General features: G+C 54.9%; 17 protein-coding genes. All 17 read right to left on the bottom strand.

Features of this window, described 5'->3' with window-relative positions:
* Positions 1–104: 104 nt before the first annotated feature.
* The 17 genes from ENN66_03695 to bioF all read right to left on the bottom strand — a co-directional run bounded on the left by ENN66_03695 (position 105) and on the right by bioF (position 19,603).
* Entirely contained in the window at positions 105–1,127 is a 1,023-nt protein-coding gene (locus ENN66_03695) for a hypothetical protein (GenBank protein ID HDS15710.1), read from the bottom strand.
* Positions 1,039–2,955 (bottom strand): asparagine synthase (glutamine-hydrolyzing), encoded by a 1,917-nt coding sequence (gene asnB, locus ENN66_03690; protein HDS15709.1) that lies wholly within the window; start codon positions 2,953–2,955, stop codon positions 1,039–1,041. Before asnB ends, ENN66_03695 begins: the two co-directional genes overlap by 89 nt.
* A 13-nt stretch (positions 2,956–2,968) precedes the next feature.
* A complete protein-coding gene (locus ENN66_03685; GenBank protein HDS15708.1) occupies positions 2,969–4,153 on the bottom strand; it encodes an MFS transporter in 1,185 nt (394 codons plus the stop codon).
* A 44-nt stretch (positions 4,154–4,197) separates the two neighbouring features.
* The gene (locus ENN66_03680; protein HDS15707.1) at positions 4,198–5,805 is read right to left on the bottom strand and encodes a response regulator; all 1,608 of its coding nucleotides are present in this window, start codon (positions 5,803–5,805) and stop codon (positions 4,198–4,200) included.
* A 404-nt stretch (positions 5,806–6,209) separates the two neighbouring features.
* Positions 6,210–7,235 carry an aspartate-semialdehyde dehydrogenase gene (locus tag ENN66_03675; GenBank protein ID HDS15706.1) on the bottom strand — a complete coding sequence of 342 codons (1,026 nt, stop codon included), beginning with the start codon at positions 7,233–7,235 and terminating at the stop codon, positions 6,210–6,212.
* A 105-nt stretch (positions 7,236–7,340) separates the two neighbouring features.
* Entirely contained in the window at positions 7,341–7,841 is a 501-nt protein-coding gene (locus ENN66_03670) for a 3-isopropylmalate dehydratase small subunit (GenBank protein ID HDS15705.1), read from the bottom strand.
* 15 nt (positions 7,842–7,856) lie between these two features.
* A complete protein-coding gene (leuC, locus tag ENN66_03665; GenBank protein HDS15704.1) occupies positions 7,857–9,125 on the bottom strand; it encodes a 3-isopropylmalate dehydratase large subunit in 1,269 nt (422 codons plus the stop codon).
* Between the two features lie 126 nt (positions 9,126–9,251).
* Positions 9,252–10,784 (bottom strand): 2-isopropylmalate synthase, encoded by a 1,533-nt coding sequence (locus tag ENN66_03660; GenBank protein ID HDS15703.1) that lies wholly within the window; start codon positions 10,782–10,784, stop codon positions 9,252–9,254.
* Positions 10,785–11,130: 346 nt separating this feature from the next.
* On the bottom strand, positions 11,131–11,835 hold the full coding sequence (pssA, locus tag ENN66_03655) for a CDP-diacylglycerol--serine O-phosphatidyltransferase (GenBank protein ID HDS15702.1): 705 nt from the start codon (positions 11,833–11,835) through the stop codon (positions 11,131–11,133).
* Positions 11,836–11,940: 105 nt separating this feature from the next.
* Complete coding sequence (locus ENN66_03650; GenBank protein HDS15701.1) at positions 11,941–12,609, bottom strand: phosphatidylserine decarboxylase; 669 nt, start codon at positions 12,607–12,609, stop codon at positions 11,941–11,943.
* Between the two features lie 196 nt (positions 12,610–12,805).
* Complete coding sequence (gene ilvC, locus ENN66_03645) at positions 12,806–13,822, bottom strand: ketol-acid reductoisomerase (GenBank protein HDS15700.1); 1,017 nt, start codon at positions 13,820–13,822, stop codon at positions 12,806–12,808.
* A gap of 99 nt (positions 13,823–13,921) precedes the next feature.
* Positions 13,922–14,416: an acetolactate synthase small subunit gene (gene ilvN / locus ENN66_03640; protein ID HDS15699.1), complete on the bottom strand. Its 495-nt coding sequence runs from the start codon at positions 14,414–14,416 to the stop codon at positions 13,922–13,924.
* Between the two features lie 20 nt (positions 14,417–14,436).
* Entirely contained in the window at positions 14,437–16,134 is a 1,698-nt protein-coding gene (gene ilvB / locus ENN66_03635; GenBank protein ID HDS15698.1) for a biosynthetic-type acetolactate synthase large subunit, read from the bottom strand.
* A 78-nt stretch (positions 16,135–16,212) separates the two neighbouring features.
* Positions 16,213–17,259 (bottom strand): N-acetyl-gamma-glutamyl-phosphate reductase, encoded by a 1,047-nt coding sequence (locus ENN66_03630; protein ID HDS15697.1) that lies wholly within the window; start codon positions 17,257–17,259, stop codon positions 16,213–16,215.
* 80 nt (positions 17,260–17,339) lie between these two features.
* Positions 17,340–17,732 carry a 30S ribosomal protein S9 gene (locus ENN66_03625; protein HDS15696.1) on the bottom strand — a complete coding sequence of 131 codons (393 nt, stop codon included), beginning with the start codon at positions 17,730–17,732 and terminating at the stop codon, positions 17,340–17,342.
* 79 nt (positions 17,733–17,811) lie between these two features.
* The gene (locus ENN66_03620; GenBank protein ID HDS15695.1) at positions 17,812–18,240 is read right to left on the bottom strand and encodes a 50S ribosomal protein L13; all 429 of its coding nucleotides are present in this window, start codon (positions 18,238–18,240) and stop codon (positions 17,812–17,814) included.
* 160 nt (positions 18,241–18,400) lie between these two features.
* Positions 18,401–19,603 carry an 8-amino-7-oxononanoate synthase gene (bioF, locus tag ENN66_03615; GenBank protein ID HDS15694.1) on the bottom strand — a complete coding sequence of 401 codons (1,203 nt, stop codon included), beginning with the start codon at positions 19,601–19,603 and terminating at the stop codon, positions 18,401–18,403.
* Between the last annotated feature and the right edge of the window lie 2 nt (positions 19,604–19,605).

Raw genomic sequence — 19,605 nt, 5'->3', positions numbered from 1 at the left:
CTGGAAAGACATTACCAATAAGCAAACTTAAAATTTAACCATGAACATCAGTGCCTAACTTTATCTTGCTATCAGGGTGATCAATTTTCGATAATCACAACTGGTCAAATTTCGGTTGTCATATTTCTTTCCACGACCATGACAAAGCGCCGCCAGAGAGCTGAAAAATGCTCCGGCGGCAGGCTGTCTGGGGTTCGCAGTTCCAAGGTGGGACCTTTGAGATTGAGCCTGACATCGGTGAAAATCGTTGTCAGGTGAAGCAAAAAATCGGCAAAGGTAATATTTCTCATCATAAAAAAAGGCTGCCGATAACGCAGGTCCAGAGCCTTAAGGGCGTGCCTGACCATCCCGGCCAGCAGCTCATTCTCATTCGCACAGAGGTTCAGCGGTGGCAGGCCGCAACGACTTTCTTCGGTCGCGTCCCAGATTTTTCGCCGTTCCGGTCCCATCCCGAATGGGGCCTCGGCCGCAAGCTCCGCCAGGAGCCGGTATAAAGGCAACATCTCCGCCAGACAACGAATCCTGACATGAAAATGTATCGAGGCCGTCCCCTTCATCATTTCCCGGCCCCGCCCGCCATTGTCGGAAAACAGGGCATGCATATCCAAATAACGCCGGCTGACAAGGCAAAGCTTCGCCGTTTCCCGACCGGGAAGATAGGCGACACCTCGATATTTAACCCCGCAGAACGCCTCTATGCAGCGATTGGTTTCCCGAAGCTGTTCCAACAGGGCAGCCAGGGCCTCGTCATCGAAGGCAAAAAGAGGAGGAGAACCATACTCCAGCTGCCCGCCCGGCTCAAAGGTAAGATGCAGCCCGTTGAGAGCCAGAAATTCACCCTCCTTCTGGGGCCGGTAACCCAAGCGCAGTAAACATTGGGCGATTTTGTCGATCCCCTTCGGAGTCAGACGCCGCGTAGGCAGCAATTCATACTCAAATCCATAGGTCAAAGGCCCGGGGGAAATTTTCTCCACCAGCACTTTGCGCAGTTCCGTAGTAAAAGCAGAGACCAGGCTTTCAAGTCTTATCTTTCCCTGTTCATTCACGGCCGAACTCCTCAAACCATAAAGTAAAAACCAGCACCGCAAAAAGACGATCCGCCCCCGAAACCAGGGTCGCCGGACCAACGCCGGCGCTGGTGACCTGTTCCGTCAGCTCCCTGACCATGGCCGGATTTAAAATTCCATGACGCCTGATCATCTCTCCGGCCAAAGCTTCCCGAACCACCTCCGGCCACAGCCTGCGATCGGCCAACCAAACGGCCAGCGGACTGGTAAACGGCTGTTTACGCCGCCAGGCGCTCTTTTCATCCAGCAGTCCAAAACGGGAAAAAGCCCGGCGACAGATATCCTTTCCCCGGTTTCCAGACAGGTCGATCTTGTACTCAGGCGGCAGCCGGGCGGCAAACTCGGCCAGACGATAATCTAGAAAAGGGGTCCGCGTTTCCAGAGAATGGCGCATTGCCAGCTTATCAAGACGTAAAATAACGTAGTCCGGCAGGCGGCAACGAGTCTCGACGGCCAGGGCCGCGTGCAGAGGATGTTCGTGGCCGTCAAGCCTGGGCGCCGCCCCCAGAGAAACAAGACCGGCCACCCTTGGTTTCCGGGATTTATTCTGATAACCGAGAAGACGCGCCAGTTCCGCTTCGCTGAAAAGGGCCTCGCTCTGAATGTAACGGCGCAGCGGATCATCGGCCCGCACCGCCAGATAATCCGGCAGTTCAGGATAAAGATGAACCAGCTCCCGGCGCCCGGAAACCCCGAGCTGAGAATACTCGAAAGCCGCCATTTCCAGTAAGAATTTACGATAGCCGGCAAAGATCTCGTCGGCCCCCTCACCCGTGAGCACCGTCTTGACCTTTTGCGCCGCCAGGCGACAGACCTGGTCGGTAGGCAACACCGCTCCAAGAAAAATGGGTTCCTCCAAGGCCCGCAGCAGGGCCGGCAGTTCGGCCAGCTGATCCGGATAACAGAAATCAACATAATGCTTGCTGCCCGCGAAACGACCCGCCGCAGCCTTGAGAAACTCCTCGACCAGCGGCAGTTCATTGTACTGAGGTTCGGAAAAAGCAATCGTGAACAGCGACAAACCTCGCCCACCGCCGGCGGCGGCCGCAGCCACCGCACAGGAATCAATCCCGCCGCTCAAAAAACTGCCCACCTCGACATCGGAGCGTAACCGCAGCCGCACCGCATCCTGAAAAAGTTCAAACAGTTCAGCCTCGGCATCGGCCCGGGAAAGCGCAGAATCTTTTTCGGGAAAAAGATTCTGCCAATAGGAACTTATTTCATAATGACCGTGTTCAAGATCATAGGTCAGCAAGTAACCCGGCGGCAATCTTTTGATCCCGCTGAAAATCGTCTCTTCACCGGGAAGATAGCGATAGGTGAAAAGGGTGGGAAACAACTCCTGCCGAAGGCGGGCCCGATCGGTCACCGCCAGCAGAGGCTTGATCTCGGAGGCAAAGTAAAAATCACCTGCGAACTCTCGGTAGTACAACGGCTTGATGCCGAAACGATCCCGAAAGAGAATCACCTTATTTTCCCGCGGACTGAAGAAAGCGCCAGCGTACATACCGTTGAACGCTTGCAGGGCGACGGCTGGAGAATGGTGGCGGAACATTTGCAGGGCGACTTCCGCATCCCCTCGCGTCAGCCATTCGACCCCGCCCAGCCCGGCTTTCAGTTCAAGATAATTATAGAGCTGGCCGTTGCAGATCAGGGCCGACCGGTCAACCGGAGAAAACACCGGCTGCATTCCGGTTTCCAGATCGAGAATCGCCAGCCGGACAAAACCAAAACCCACCCGCCGAACGCCGTTTTGATAGACCTCGACCCGCTCGTCATCCGGCCCGCGATGACTCTGACAGTCCCCCATCCGACGCAGTTTATACTCCAGATCAGAGGCCGCCAGTCGGGCTGAGATGATTCCCGCAATACCACACATACCACTCATCTACTCGCAAAAGTTACAGCTCCAGCTTATCGGGCCGAATCCAGTAAAGCAGCAGCAGGCCGGGCAAGGCCGCCGCCGTACAGAAGATAAAAAAGAAAGACCAGCCCCCGGCGGCGACCAGATAGCCGGTCGGAGCCGCGGCCAGAACCCTGGGAATCCCCATCAAACTGGAAAGCAGGGCATATTGCGTCGCGGTAAATTTTTTATTGGTCAGCGTCGCCATGTAGGCGACATAGGCCGCCGTGCCCATGCCCGCACTCAGGTTTTCAAAAGCGATCACCCCGGTCAGAAGACAAAGTCCGCCTCCGGCCTGAGCGAGAAGCACAAACCCGGCCGTCGAAAGAGCCTGCAACAGACCAAACCACCACAGAGCCCGATAAATCCCGATTTGTAACAGGGTCAGCCCACCGACCAGGCCACCGGCCAGGGTCGCCCAGAAACCGAAAAGTTTGACCACCGTCCCGATCTCGGTTTTACTGAAACCCAGCTCCAGATAAAACGGCATGGTCAGACTGGAAGCCATCTGATCGCCGATTTTATAAAAAAGAATAAAGGCCAGCAGCAACCAGGCCCCCCGACGACTGAAATAGTCGGCAAACGGCCCCAGCACGGCCTCTCTAAAGGAGCGTGGCCGGCCGGCATCATGTCGCGGTTCCCGGCAGAAAACGGTGGTCAGAACTCCGAGAAGCAGGGATCCGGCCATGACCAGGTAAACCGCGCGAAAAGAAAGATGATCCGCCAGAATCAAGCCGCCGCTGCCGGCCAGAAGCATTCCGAGACGATAGCCGTTGACATACAGGGAAGAGCCCAGCCCCAGTTCGGCATCACTCAGATCTTCTCGTCGGTAAGCATCGACGACAATATCCTGTGAAGCAGAAAAAAAGGTCACCAGACAAGCCAGCAAGGCAACCAGGTGCGGGCTTTCAAGTGGACTGGCCAGTCCCAGACCGGCGATGGTCAGAATCAGAGCAAACTGCGCGACCAGAAGCCAGCCTCGGCGTCGCCCCAGAAACGGCAAACTATAGCGATCCAGAACCGGAGCCCAGAGAAATTTCAGGGTATAGGGCAGGCCAACCAGGGAAAAAAGCCCGATCACGCGAATGTCGACTCCGGACTCCTTCATCCAGGCCTGAAGAATCGTGATCGTCAACAACAAGGGCAGACCGCAGGCAAAACCCATCAGCAAGGCAACCAGCATCCGCGCGGTCAGAGCCAGTTCAAAAAGAGCCCGCACCTTGACGATCAGTCGCAAGAAATTGTCTCGGAAAGGTTATGGGCGGAGGGGGCCGCCGGACAACTATAGTTTTTTCCTCCTGAAGGCTGAACCGACAGCGGACGATTACTCAACATCAGTTCGATTTCATCCTTATGTTTGAGAAACACGGCGACCAGTTCGGGATCAAACTGCCGGCCCGCCCCATTTCTCAACTCGGCCAAGGCCTCATCCAAGCTCAGCGGCAAACGATAGGGACGCTGCGAGGTCATGGCGTCAAAGGCATCGGCCACGGCGATAATTCGCGCCATCAGGGGAATATCAAAACCACTCAGGCCGGCGGGGTAACCTTTGCCGTTCCAATGTTCATGATGATGATAGACCACCGCCGTCACCGTCGCCAACGAACTGATCGGAGCCAGAATATCCCGGCCCTTGCGAGGATGTTCCCGGATTTCCTGAAATTCCCCTTCGGTCAGGGGCCGGGAGAGATTCAAGATGGTATCAGAAACCCCGATTTTACCGATATCATGCAAAATCGCGGCCTGCTGCAAAGCGGCGAGTTTCTCTGAAGAGAAATCCAGTTTACGAGCGATCAAGGCCGCATAACAGGCCACCTGCCGAGAGTGTCCATGGGTATAGGAATCCTTGGTCTCCAGGGCCAGGGCGAAACTTTCGACAGTTTCGACATATTGCCTCTGCAGGTTGTCGTAGAGACGGGTGTTCTCAATGGCGCCTGCCGCCTTGGAAACCAGCATGTAAAGCAGGCGCCGCAGGCGATCGGTAAAAACAATTTCAGGACTGAGGGAAACCAGGACCAGAAAACCGGTCAGACGATTATTGGCCTTCAACGAAAACGTCATGATCGATTCATAATTAAACCTGTTCGAGTCATCCTTGAACAAGCCGCTCAGCGAGGCATCGTTTTTGCTGAATATCCGGCTGCTGCTGCAAAGAAAATATTTTTCCGCCACGACGGCCGGAAAGCGCTTGGGCAATAGATTAAGCAAATATCTATCCGCCGTCGGCAAACGACAAAACAGTTTACGCCGACAGAGACGAAAATCGGAATCGGCTTCAATCCCGCCTGAATCATCAAGATAAAGGGCGATAAAATCAGTCTGGGTAAAATAGGCTACGGAATCAAAGAGAACTTCAAGCACTTCCTTAAAAACAAAACGGGAACTGATCACCTCACTGGCCCGATACAGGGCCATCATTTCCTTCAAATTAACATTTTCGCGCTGAAGAAAATGTTTTTCCAGGGCCCGGCTGACGGCATTTTTAACTTCATCCAGAACAAAAGGCTTGGTCAGATAATCATAAACTCCGCATTTCAGGGCATCGACCGCGGACTGAATTGACGCATAGGCGGTAATCATAATCGTGGTCGGCGCCTTTTCCCGGGTCTTGATCCGTTCGACCAGTTCCATACCGTTCATTTTCGGCATGTTGATATCGGTCAGGAGCAAATCAAAATCTTTCTCGTCAAGCCGTTCCAGAGCTTCAACCCCATTGGCGGCGCAAACCACGCGATAGCCCAATTCCCGAAGATAATCATCCAAAATTTCGACGATACCTTCATCATCGTCAACCACCAGAATATTTACTTCGTGGTTTTGCCAACTATTTTCCATCTGTCATCACGATCTAATTTCGGCGGCGTTAATCTCTAACTGAGAAAACAGATCTTTGCAAACCTGCATAATTCACAAAATCATCCCGCAGTCAAGGGTTCTCAGGGTTATGAATAGGAACAACAAGCTTCCGACAAGGTCGCATTAAACTAAACCATATCAGTACACTCCAGCAGGCGCGCTGTCAAGCAGTAAACCGGGCCGCAAAGCCCCTAAATCCGATCTTTATCCCGGCATGATTACCGGGAGAAAAACTTCGCGGACAAAAAAAAGAGGGTGAAAACCGATGTTCTCACCCTCAGAAAAAAAACAACGATCATGCGCTCTGCCGTCAAACACCCGGTAATCATTCATGATTGCCTCATCGACTCGGATCGAAAGGCAGACAACCTTGCAGTTAACCCTCACAGATACTCACGAATCAGAATTTCCGCGATTTGGACCGCGTTTAACGCTGCGCCTTTACGAATATTGTCAGCGACCACCCATAAGTTGATGCCATTATCAATGGATTCATCCTCCCGAATCCGACCGACCAGGGTGTCATCCTGACCGGCGGCATCAATCGCCATGGGGTAAAGATTATGGGCCAGCTCGTCAACCAGGCGCACCCCCGGCGCCCGTTCCATCAATGCCCGAACCTCCGCCACAGAGATCTTTTCATCGGTCTCGATATTGATTGATTCGGAATGGCTGTAAAAAACCGGAACCCGCACCGCTGTCGCGGTCACCCCGATACTGTCATCGCCAAAAATTTTCTTGGTCTCCCGCACCATTTTCATTTCTTCCCGGGAATAACCGTTTTCAAGAAAGACATCGATATGAGGCAGACAGTTGAAAGCAATCTGATGCGGATAAACCTTAACCGGGAGATCGGCTTCCTGATTAAACAGCGCCAGAACCTGTTTTTCCAGCTCTTCGATCGCCTTCTTGCCGGTGCCGGAAACCGCCTGATAAGTCGAGACCACGATCCGACGAATCCCGACCGCATCATAAATCGGCTTCAAAGCGACCACCATCTGAATAGTCGAGCAATTCGGATTGGCGATAATTCCCCGGTTCCTGAAATCGGCAATCGCCCAGGAATTTACTTCAGGGACCACCAGGGGCACATCCGCCTCCATGCGAAAAGCATTGCTATTGTCGATAACTACCGCGCCGCTACGCACGGCGGCCGGAGCGAATTTTTCACTGATCGAGCCGCCGGCGGAAAACAGAGCGATATCAACTCCGGCAAAGGAGTTTTCCGTAAGCTCCTCGACCGCATATTCAACCCCTTTAAACACATAGGTTTTCCCTGCCGATCTGGCCGAAGCCAGCAATTTCAGTTCGGCAACCGGAAAATCCCGCTCTTCCAGAGTCGCCATCATCTCATTTCCGACCGCGCCGGTGGCCCCGACCACGGCCACATTATAACCTGTTTTCTTCATTTTCCTCTCCGCCTGATTCCTTTTAAAAAATATTTTAACCAGCGCGCCGCCCATGGTTCAAGGCTGCCGGCAAGGACTAGCGCACGCCTACCAAACATCTGCCGATCAATCTGCCGCCAGTCGTCTGCGCCAGTATTCCATCAAACCGCCGTCATCCAGCAGTTTGCGCATGAACTCCGGAATCGGCCGGGCCGCAAAACTTTGGCCGCTGCTCAAATCATCAATCCTTCCGGTCGCCGGATCGACCACAATTTCATGCCCCTCCTGCAGAGCCGCTGCCGCTTCCGTCGACTCCAGAATCAAAAGTCCGGTATTGAAAGCATTGCGATAAAAAATCCGGGCAAAGGTCGGAGCGATGACACAGGCTATTCCGGCGGCTTTAATTGCGATTGGAGCGTGCTCCCGCGAAGAACCGCAACCGAAATTCTTCCCGGCAACCATGATATCCCCCGGCTTCACCTTCGCAGCGAAACCGGGATCGGCGTCTTCCATGCAATGGCGGGCCAACGCCGCCGGCTCGGAGGTATTGAGATAACGGGCCGGAATGATCGCGTCGGTATCGACATCATCGCCGAATTTCCAGGCTTTCCCTTGAATTTTAGTCATGCGAAAACTCCCTTTCTACGCGAGCTCTTCCGGGGCCGCGATGCGACCGAGCACGGCGGAGGCCGCGGCCACAGCCGGGTTACTCAGATAAACTTCACTCTGCGGGTGTCCCATGCGGCCGACAAAATTGCGATTGGTGGTAGCGACCGCCCGTTCTCCGGCCGCCAGGATACCCATGTGTCCACCCAGACAGGGACCGCAGGTCGGCGGCGAAATCACCGCCTCGGCATCGAGAAAAATCTCGGTCAGCCCCTCCAGAATCATCTGGCGATAGACTTCCTGAGTCCCCGGAATAATCAACAGCCGCAAATAAGGGGCTGCTTTGCGGCCCCGCAGGATTTTTGCGGCCAACCGAAAATCCTCAATCCGACCATTGGTACAAGAACCGATAACCACCTGGTCAATCGTGAGACTATCGGCAACCGCCTGATCCACCGAACGACTTTGATCAGGCAATGGCGGATAGGCAACCTGCGGCCGAATAAGCGCGGTATCGATTTCCAGGGTCCGCACGTAACGCGCTTCAGCATCGCTGGCAAAAATCGTATAATCTCGTTTGGCCCGCGGGCGCACGTAATCAAGCGTAATTTCATCGGGAGCGATAATGCCGTTCTTGGCTCCCGCCTCAATCGCCATGTTGGCCATTGACATGCGCCCGTACATGGGCAGCGCCGAGATCGCTTCTCCCGTCATTTCCAGAGCCTGGTAAAGAGCCCCGTCCACCTTGAGCAGACCGATCGTGTATAAAATCAGATCCTTGCCCTCAACCCAGGGACCGGGACGACCATGGTAGATCACCCTGATGGTTTCCGGCACCTTGAACCAGACCCGGCCGGTGGCCATGGCCGCCGCCAGATCAGTACTCCCAACCCCGGTCGCAAACGCGCCGAGGGCGCCGTAGGTACAGGTATGGGAATCAGCCCCGACAATCAGATCTCCAGGCAGAACCAGGCCCTGTTCCGGCAGCAGAACATGTTCAATGCCCACGCGGCCGACCTCAAAATAATGTTCCAGGTTCTGACGCCGGGCAAAATCACGCACGATTTTAGCCTGTTCGGCCGATTGAATATCTTTGTTCGGCGTAAAGTGATCAGGAACCAGGATCACCCGGTCCCGTGCAAAAACCCGTTCCACGCCCAGCTTTTCAAATTCCGCGATGGCAATCGGCGCGGTGACATCGTTGGCAAGTGCAATATCGACCCGGGCCTCAATCAGCTGACCGGCCTCGACCCGATCAAGTCCGGCATGGAAGGCAAGTATCTTTTCGGTAATAGTCTGAGCCATAAAATCTCCTTATCCGGCCGCCTCATGCGACGCAGCCCGTGAAACGACCGGATCTGTACACAGTTGTATAAGGTCGGCAATCCCAACCGCTGACAAACTCACAAAGAATCGGTTTTCTTCCGGATTTCAGACCGTCACCTGGGGACGGTTACGTTTCTTGTATTCAAGCTTGTTCAGCGCATTCAGATAAGCTTTCGCGCTGGCAACCAGTACACAGGTGTGAGCTCCCTGCCCCATAACCGTCAGGCCGTCCTCGCTGATCCGGACCGTAACCTCGCCGAGAGCGTCCGTCCCCCCTGTAATTGACTTGACTTCATAAGTCAAGAGACGGCTCCGGGTGTCGGTAAGCCGCTTGATCGTCTTAAAAACCGCGTCCACCGCGCCATCGCCGAACTCCGCTCCATGCCGGACCTCACCCTCGACCTCAATCTCCAGGGTCGCGCTCGGCATGGCCACCGTACCGCTGTTGATATTAACAAAATTAAGCTTAAAATAAGACGGAATCCGGATGATTTCGTCAGCGATCAGGGCATCGATATCTTCGTCAAAAACCTCTTTTTTCTTGTCCGCCAGCTTCTTGAACGCAAAGAAAGCGGTCTCCACCTGCTGCGCGTCAAGCTCGTAACCGAGGGCATTGATTTTTTCCTGAAAAGCGTGACGCCCGGAGTGTTTGCCCATAACCAGGCTGTTTTGCGGCAGGCCGATTGATTCGGGAGTCATGATCTCGTAAGTCGCCTTGTTTTTAAGAACCCCGTCCTGGTGAATGCCGGCTTCATGAGCAAAGGCGTTGGCGCCGACGATCGCCTTGTTGGGCTGCACCCGTATACCGGTAACCTGACTGACCAAACGACTGGTGGAATAGATCTGGGTCGTGACGATTCCGGTTTCATAAGCCAGATTATCGGGTCGAGTGCGCAAAGCCATGACCAGTTCCTCCAATGAGGAATTTCCGGCCCGCTCGCCGATACCATTGATCGTGCATTCAACCTGGCGGGCCCCGGCTTCAATAGCGGCAATCGAGTTTGCCGTGGCCAGACCGAGGTCGTTGTGGCAGTGAACCGAAATCACCACCCCGTCACCACCATGCGGCAAACGCTCGCGAACCGCCTTGATCAGCGCCGCATATTCCCGGGGCACAGCGTAGCCGACGGTATCCGGAATATTGATGGTGCGCGCCCCGGCCTCTATCACGGCCGTAAAGATCCGCACCAGAAAATCAGGTTCACTGCGAGTTGCGTCCTCAGCTGAAAACTCAATGTTTGAGGTCATCGTCCGGGCATAGCGCACGGCCGCGACGGCCTGTTCCAGAACGGCGTCGGCTTCCATCTGCAGTTTATAGCGCATATGAATCGGTGAGGTTGCAATAAAGGTATGAAGACGCGGGTCGGCGCCCCCCCGTAAAGCCGCCCAGGCCCGGTCAATATCCTGCCGGTTGGCCCGAGCCAACCCAGCGACCTGACAACCGCGAATCTCGTCGCTGACCAGTTTGACCCCGGCGAAATCACCTTCGGATGCAATCGGGAAACCGGCTTCAATTACGTCAACCCCAAGTTTTTCCAATTGTCTGGCCAGCAGCAATTTCTCTTCCACATCCATGCTGGCCCCTGGTGACTGTTCTCCATCCCTTAAAGTCGTATCGAAAATTATAACTCTGTCCATAGTTCCTCTCCCTATCCACGGCTCAGCCGGCCCCGGGGTTTGGTTTTTAGTACCTTACAGGTTATTTTCTTGTTTTTTTCAACAATTTTTTCAACCATAAAAACAAGAAAATGTTCTGATAAGAGTATTTATTTGCGGGCCGTGAAGGCCCCCATTTGGGTTGCGGGATTATTCCCGCATTAGTTTATCCTTCCTACATGCGGACCATGATCAGATCAACCGAACCCCGGAAAAACGGCTCTCACGAGCCTCTTTTTCATGGCCTGCCGGCCACAGAAAAACCCCCTGAATCCGGCCAGCGAACCCAAGGGGTTTTAGTTTGACAAAAAAGGCTTTTTTAATCAGGCTAAGGTGCCACGCCCTCCTCATCGACCCCTTGAGTCCGCCCTCTTAGGAGGCCGGTCAAACCTAGAAGCGCCTTGACCGGACCGGATAAGGTGTAGATTACGGCCAGGGTGAAAAGTGAAATCTGGGGCTCGGCGGCAATCACAATGAAAATCAGGGCGACGATCACCAAGGCTCTGAAAGGGGCGCGACCCTGAAAAAGAGACTCTTTAAACGCCGGATATTTGACATTGCTGACCATCAGAAAGGCAAGTCCGTAACAGAGGAGAAGCAAAAAAACATTCCGTTCGATTCCGGTCGCGCCCAAATGCTCGGCAATCAAGACCGTGGTCGCCGCCATGCTCGCCGCGGCCGGAATCGGCAAGCCATTGAACAAACCCTTCGCCACTGTCTCGACCTGAACGTTGAAACGAGCCAGGCGCAAAGCACCGCAGGCAACAAAAAGGAAGGCCGCCAGCCAGCCGATACGACCGAAAGAGATCAGACTCCACTGAAAAATCAGCAGCGCCGGAGCCACTCCGAAAGAAACCAGGTCGGCAAGAGAGTCGAACTCCATGCCGAAACGGCTGGTGGCCTTCATCATCCGCGCCACCTTGCCATCCAGAATATCAAAGACATTGGCCACCACAATCGCCGCAGCCGCCGTCGGGTAATTGCCTTTAATCGCGGAAATGATGGCGAAAAAACCACAGAAAAGGTTGCCCATGGTAAAAAGATTGGGCAGCAGATAGATGCCGCGAATCACTTGATTATCCCCCTCCAGATTAAATGCAAACAATCTGCCAAGACGCTATAGCTGCTTGATAACACATCAAGCATGGTTTGGCAAGTAACCAATGATGGTTTCCCCGGCCTTGACATGCTGGCCCACCGAGATATCAATTTCCGTCTCCAGAGGAAGATAGAGATCAACCCGTGATCCGAAACGGATCAGACCGAAACGTTCGCCTTTTTCGAGGTGGTCATCGGGGCCGACGAAACAGACAATCCGGCGGGCAATCAGACCGGCGATCTGCATGAAAGCCAGACGATTACCCCGCTCATCCTCCATGACCACAAGATTGCGCTCATTTTCTTCCGCCGCCTTATCCAGGTTGGCGGAAAAAAACTTGCCCGGTGTATAGTGGACCGCCAGTACGCGCCCGGCACTAGGAGAGCGATTGACATGAACATTGAATACCGACATGAAAATACTGACCTTGGTGCTCTCTTCGAGACCTGCCAGTTCGGGCCCATCAACCCGGGTCACGGACAGCACCCGGCCATCCGCAGGCGAAACCAGAGTACCCTCCCGAAACGGCGGAAAACGCTGCGGGTCGCGGAAAAAAGCGCCGCAGAAAACCCCCAGCAACAAACTCAGTTTCCAGAGCCAGCCCCAGCCCAGAAACAGAAAAAAAAGGGTCGCCAGCGCCAGGCCTAAAACCCAGCGATGCCCCTCCGGATGAATTTTGTCTAACAAGGGCAAATTTTTAAAATCCACTCTTTTACTCCTTTCGCTGCGTCAGTCTGCGGACCGGCCTGCCGGCACCTTGCGGTCTGCAACCAGAGCCTCACAGTTCATTTTCGGTCTGAAAAACCAGCCCATGAACCGATGAGAGTCCTTATTTGCGACCCGCGGAAGTGGCGTCAGGTGCGGGCCGCAAACCGCCGTCTGGGTTGCGAAGCTCGCTCCCGCATTAGTTTTTGTTTTTATCGACCAGTCTCGACTGGCCGATCCAGCTCATCATGGAGCGCAACTTTTCACCGACCCGCTCAATCTCATGCTCCTCACCCTGCCGGGTCAGCGCGTTAAAAACCGGGCGATGGGCCTGATTTTCAAGAATCCATTCCCGAGCGAAGGAACCATCCTGAATCTCTTCCAGAATTTCAGCCATGGCTTCGCGACTCTCCTGGTTGATGACCCGAGGGCCCCGGGTCAGATCACCAAACTGGGCCGTATTGCTGACCGAATAGCGCATATTGCTGATCCCGCCTTCGTAGATCAGATCAACAATCAATTTCAGCTCGTGCAGGCATTCAAAATAGGCCATCTCCGGAGCGTAGCCGGCATCGACCAGGGTTTCAAAACCGGCCCGAATCAGCTCCGTCACCCCTCCGCAGAGCACCGCCTGTTCCCCGAAAAGATCGGTTTCGGTCTCCTCCCGGAAAGAGGTCTGAATAATCCCGGCCCGGCCGCCGCCGATCCCGCAGGCATAGGCCAGAGCCAGCTCCCGGGTATTACCGGACGGATCTTGATGCAGGGCAATCAGAGTCGGCACTCCCATGCCCTTGGTGTACTCATGCCGAACCAGATGACCGGGACCTTTGGGAGCCGCCATGAAGACATTGACCCCGGCCGGCGGCACGATCTGACCGTAATGGATATTGAACCCATGCGCAAAGGCCAGATAATCGCCCTTGCTGAGATGGGGGGCGATTTCATCCCGGTAAAGCGCGGCCTGAAGCTCATCGGGAACCAGAATCATGATTACCTGGGCCTGACGCACTGCCTCCACCGTAGGATAAAGCGGCAAACCTCCGGCTTCCGCCTTGCGCCAGGAAGCCCCCCCCGGACGCAAACCGACGACCACATCAAATCCGCTTTCATGCAGATTGTGCGCATGCGCATGCCCCTGACTGCCGTAACCGATAATCGCGATCTTCTTGCCTTGCAACACTGCTAAATCAGCATCTTTCTCATAATAAAGCTGCATGCTTTCCTCACTTTGCCTGAATGATTAAACTGCCTTGCCCGCACGATCGCGTCATCGCCAGGGCGATGCCTGCAGTCGGCCAGAACCTAGATAACTGCGTCATAGACCTCGACGGCCACCGTCACGAGCCAGAGCCACCATTCCGGTCCGAGACATTTCGCTCAGCCCGAAAGGCCTGAGTACCTTGAGCGCGGCCTCGATTTTAACCCGCTCCCCTGTAAGCTCGACAATCATGAAACGGGGACCAAGCTCCAAAACCCGGCCCTGATATACCTCGATCAGGCGCAATAATTCCAGACGCTTGGCGCCGCCGCCGGGGGCGAACTTCAAAAGCACCAGCTCGCGCGCCATCTGCACCGCTTCGGTAAGCTCCACGACCTTGATAACATTGATTAATTTATTGAGCTGTTTGGTTATCTGCTCAATAATCTGATTATCACCCTGGGTGACGATAGTCATGTTGGAAACCGTCGAGTCCTCGGTTTCCGCCACGGTCAGACTTTCAATATTAAAGCCACGTCCACTGAAAAGCGAGGCGATACGGGCCAGAACCCCGAACTCGTTTTCAACCTGCACATTGATGATATGTCTCATGTTCACCAACCTCCCGGTTTTCAGACCAGCAGCATATTGGAGATAGCCTCCCCGGCCGGCACCATGGGATAGACATTCTCCTCGGGAGCCACCACGATATCAACCACCACCGGACCCGAGTGGGCGAAAGCCCGGCGCAACACCGGCTCGACCTCTTCCGGCTTGACGGCCCGCAGGCCTAAAGCCCCGTAGGCCTCGGCCAGTTTGACAAAATCAGGAGCACTTTCCATCCGCGTAGAGGAATAGTTGCCCGCGAAAAAAAGCTCCTGCCACTGGCGTACCATGCCCAGAAAGCCATTGTTCAAAATAACCACCTTGATCGGAAGATTATACTGGACCGCCGTCGCCAGCTCCTGGCTGTTCATCTGGATACTGCCGTCGCCGGCGATATCGATAACCAGACGCCCGGGAAAGGCAACCTGAGCTCCGATCGCCGCCGGCAGACCGTAACCCATGGTTCCCAGTCCCCCCGAGGAGAGCCAGCTGCGAGGATGCAGAAAGGTAAAAAACTGGGCCGCCCACATCTGATTCTGGCCGACTTCGGTAGCGATAATCGGGTTCTGCGCCTGAGCCAAGGCACTGATTTGCTCAACCACAAACTGAGGCTTAATCACTTCTTTCTGTTCGTAGGCAAGTTTATGACTGTCCCGCCAGCGGGCAATTTCTCCAAGCCAATCATCATGACCGGCGGCGAAGACCGCGGCCGCAGCGGCGGCCTTCTCGGTCTGCAACAGCATTTTACGCAAGACATCGCCGACATCACCGACAATCGGAATATCGACCTCAACATTTTTTGAGATGGAGGTCGGATCGATATCGATATGAACAATTCTGGCATCAGCGGCAAATTTATCGATACGACCGGTAACCCGATCATCGAAACGGGCGCCGAAGGCGACCAACACATCGCTGCCGGTAACCGCCATGTTGGCCCGATAAGTTCCATGCATGCCGAGCATTCCCAGAGCCAGCTCGTCATTTTCGGGAAAAGCGCCGAGCCCCATCAAGGTTGTGGTCACGGGTATACGCAGGCGCCGGGCCAGAAGGGTCAGCTCGGCCGCGGCATTGGCCAGGATGACCCCGCCGCCGACATAAAAGAGCGGGCGCCGGGCGGTAAAGAGCATTCCCATGGCCCGTTCGATTTGCCCCGGATGACCGGCATAATTGGGGCTGTAACCTTTCAGGGAAAGCTCAATCCGCTCTTTTTTAACGGCCTTGCCGGCAATCACATCCTTGGGCAAGTCAACCAATACCGGCCCTGGCCGGCCGCTGGCGGCAATATGAAAAGCTTCGTTAACGATTCTTTCCAGGTCTTCGACCTTCTTGACCAGAAAATTATGTTTGGTACAGGAACGGGTGATCCCTACGATATCGGCCTCCTGAAAAGCGTCGTTACCGATCAGGGCGGTGGGAACCTGACCGGTAAACACCACCAATGGAATCGAATCCATACAAGCGGTCGCCAGTCCGGTGACGGTGTTGGTCGCCCCCGGCCCCGAGGTCACCAGGGCCACTCCGACCTTGCCGGTCGCTCGGGCGTAACCATCGGCGGCATGCACGGCGGCCTGTTCATGCCGGACCAGAATATGTCGGCAGGAGTAATCCGGCAGATGATGATAGAGATTGATCACAGCCCCCCCGGGATAGCCGAAGATCACCTCAACCCCCCGCTCCTGTAAAGTTTCAAGGAGTATTTGGGCCCCACTCATTTTTTTCATCCGCGCCTCCATAGTTTTTCATACATCTTCAATTCCACCGTGTCAACCCGCAATTCAACCGGGTTAAAAATCACGGACTCAAGGCACCAACGCGACCGTGCGTAAACCGCTGTCTTCGGGCAGACCCAGCAGCAGATTCATATTCTGCACGGCTTGCCCGGCCGCACCCTTAACCAGATTGTCGATCGCGGAAAAAAGCATCAGCTGTTTCCCATTACCGGGCAGAACGTAGCCGATATCGCAATAGTTACTGCCCCGAACCGCCGCCAGAGAAGGCAGGGCGCCGGTTTCCAGCAGGCGGATGAAGGTTTCTCCGGCATAGGCCTGGTTCAGAATCTCACCCACCTCCGCGACCGTTACAGGCCGGGCCAGAGGCACATAAATCGAGGCCAGAATCCCTCGGTTTACCGGCAGAAGATGAGGCACGAACAAAATTTCGGGCCTGATTCCCGAGGCCCGCTCCAGCTGTTCCTCCATTTCCGGCTGATGGCGGTGCGTGCCGGCCTTGTAGGGCTTGAAATTTTCATTGACCTCGCAGTACAGCGAACCAGGGCTCAGACTGCGCCCGGCACCGCTGGTACCGGATTTGGCATCGACGACGATGGTGGTTCCGGGCGCCACCAGCCCCCGCGACAAGATCGGGGCCAGAGGCAAAATCACGCTGGTCGGATAGCAGCCGGGATTGCCGATGATCCGGGATTCAGGGATCTGCCGGCGAAAAAGTTCAGGTAAACCATACACCGCCTCGGCTAGAAGCTCCGGCTGGGTATGCGTCTGGTACCATTGCTCATAAAGCGAGCGCGCAGAGAACCGATAGTCGGCACTTAAGTCAACCACCCTTTTCCCCGCCGCGCACAGGGCGGCCACGACATCAAGCGCGGTCTGGTGCGGCAAGGCGGTAAAAAAAAGTTCCGCCTGGTCAGCAATCACCTCAACCTGATGGTCAACAAAGGCAAGCTTGACGATTCCGCGCAACGAAGGGAAAAGCTCAGCGACCGGCATTCCGACATGCTGCCGCGAAGTAACCACCTTCAGCTCCACCTGAGGATGCAGAGCCAGAATCCGCATCAGCTCGACTCCGGTATAACCGCTCGCTCCGATAATCGCAACCTTTGTCCTGTTCATCAAATTTTTCCTCCCTCAAAATAAAACAGGGAGGCCGTTTTGCGGCCTCCCTGCGAGTTTCGTCTCTGAATTGCTGCGATTTAACGTTTAGAGAACTGATAGCGTGCCCGGGCACCGCGCTGGCCGTATTTTTTGCGCTCTTTAATTCGCGCATCACGGGTCAGGTAACCCGCCTTCTTCAATACAGCCCGCAGTTCAGGATCATACTCCTGCAAAACCCGACTGATACCATGCTTGATCGCACCAGCCTGACCGGCGAGGCCGCCCCCGGAAACATTGATCATGAAGTCAAATTTATTGTCGGTTCCGGTTGCCGCAAGCGGCTGAAAAACCATTTCCCGCGCATTTTCAAGAGTGAAATAGTCTTCCACCGAATGACCGTTAACCTTGATCTCACCCCGGCCTTCAGCCAGCCAGACCTTAGCTACCGCCGATTTCCGTTTGCCTGTCGCATAATATTTTGTCGCTGCCATATCCGAACCCTAGATTTTTATCGAAAAATTGAATTTTTACGACGTTATTAGTAATGCTTTAATTAACCGCCCCAGGCCCTTAGAGGGCCCTGGCTTCCGGCTGCTGCGCCTCATGCCCATGCTCGGCCCCGGCGTAGACCTTGAGCTTCTTGATAATCTGACGGCTCAGCTTATTTTTGGGCAACATGCCGCGGACCGCATTATTAATTACCTCTTCGGGATTTTTGGCGAGCAGTTCAGCGGCGCCAATGGACTTAATCCCTCCGGGATAACCGGTATAGTGATAATAAGTCTTCTGCTCAAGCTTATTACCAGTCAGACGCACTTTTGCGGCGTTGACCACGATCACATAATCACCAGTATCGACATGGGGAGTAAAGATCGCCTTATCCTTGCCCCGCAGAATGTTGGCCACAGTACTGGCCAGACGCCCCAGAACCTGTCCCCGGGCATCAATTAAATGCCACCTGCGTTCGACATCCGCAGGTTTTGCCACATAGGTTTTCATTATTTCAAGTCTCCAGAAAAAAAGATCCGGTCGCCAAATCCCACCGGACATAAATCCCTCAAAGTTCATTACCCGCTCTTGGGAGCAGCAAAATCGAAGGGCAGATTTCTAATATAAGAGACGGCACTTGTCAAGCCCTTTTTCAAAAAAAGGAGCTGCATTAGCGCCCCTGAAAATCCCGGCGTCGTTCGGCGAAGAGCTCAAGCACTAGGTCAAGATCGGAAAATTCGAGATCGGCGCTGACCGTGACCCGCAGCAAGGACTGTCCGGAAGCCACCGTCGGCGGTCTGATGCCCTGAATGAAAACCCCTCGTTCCAGAAACCAGTTGCTTAAGTCCATCGTCCGGCGCGGGTCGCCGACCGGCACCGGGATAATCGGGGTCGGATCATTGCGCAAAACGATGCCTAAAGTCGTCAGGCCCCGGCGCAGATAAGCGGCCAGCTCCCGCAGACGGGTCACCCTCCAGGGTTCTTCATCCAGAACCTCCAAGGCCGCCAGAGAAGCTCCGAGAACCGCCGGCGGCAAAGCCGTGGTATAAATAAAACTGCGGGCCTTGTTGATCAGATAATCTATCAGCGGCGCAGCGCCGGCGACATAGGCGCCACAGCTGCCCAGAGCTTTACCCAGGGTTCCCATCTGCAGATCCAGAGCACAGGAATCCAGTCCGAAATGCTCCGCCGAACCCCGTCCCCGAGTTCCCAGAACTCCAGTCGCATGGGCATCATCGACCATCACCAGCGCATCATAACGCCGTCCCAGCTCGGCTATTCCGGGCAGATCCGCCAGATCGCCGTCCATACTGAAGACACTGTCGGTAACGATCAGACGCCGCCGGCAGGGAGCGCCTTCCCGGCGAAGGAGCTCCTCAAGATGATCCAGATCATTATGACGATAGACCGCGAGACGGGCCCGACTCAGACGACAGCCGTCGACAATGCTGGCATGATTGAGAGCGTCACTGAAAATCACGTCCCCGGCTTCCGCAAAGGTTGTCAGCAAGGCCAGATTCGCTGCATAACCACTATTGAAGAGCAAAGCCCGGGGAACCTTTTTAAAGCCCGCCAGGGCCTCTTCCAGCTCCTGGTGCAGGCGCATAGTGCCCGAGATCAAACGCGACGCCCCGGCCGAAGCTCCGTCAAGCTCCGTCGCTCTTTGGGCTCCGGCCTTAAGTCGGGGATGACTGGCAAGTGCAAGATAATTATTTGAACAGAGCAATAACACCGGCCGACCGGCGAGCATGATATGGGCCTGCTGAGGCCCGTCGATGGTTCGCAGAAAACGCCGCCGGCCAGCCGCAGCCAAAGATTCCAGCTCCGCGGCAACCGCCGTGATCGCGCTTTTTACTGAAGTTCCTTCACCCATAG

It is taken from the genome of Pseudomonadota bacterium, assembly GCA_011049115.1.
Lineage (GTDB): Bacteria > Desulfobacterota > Anaeroferrophillalia > Anaeroferrophillales > Tharpellaceae > DSCM01.
Note: the sequence above shows the minus strand (reverse complement) of the source record. Positions and strands in the feature narration are given on the sequence as shown.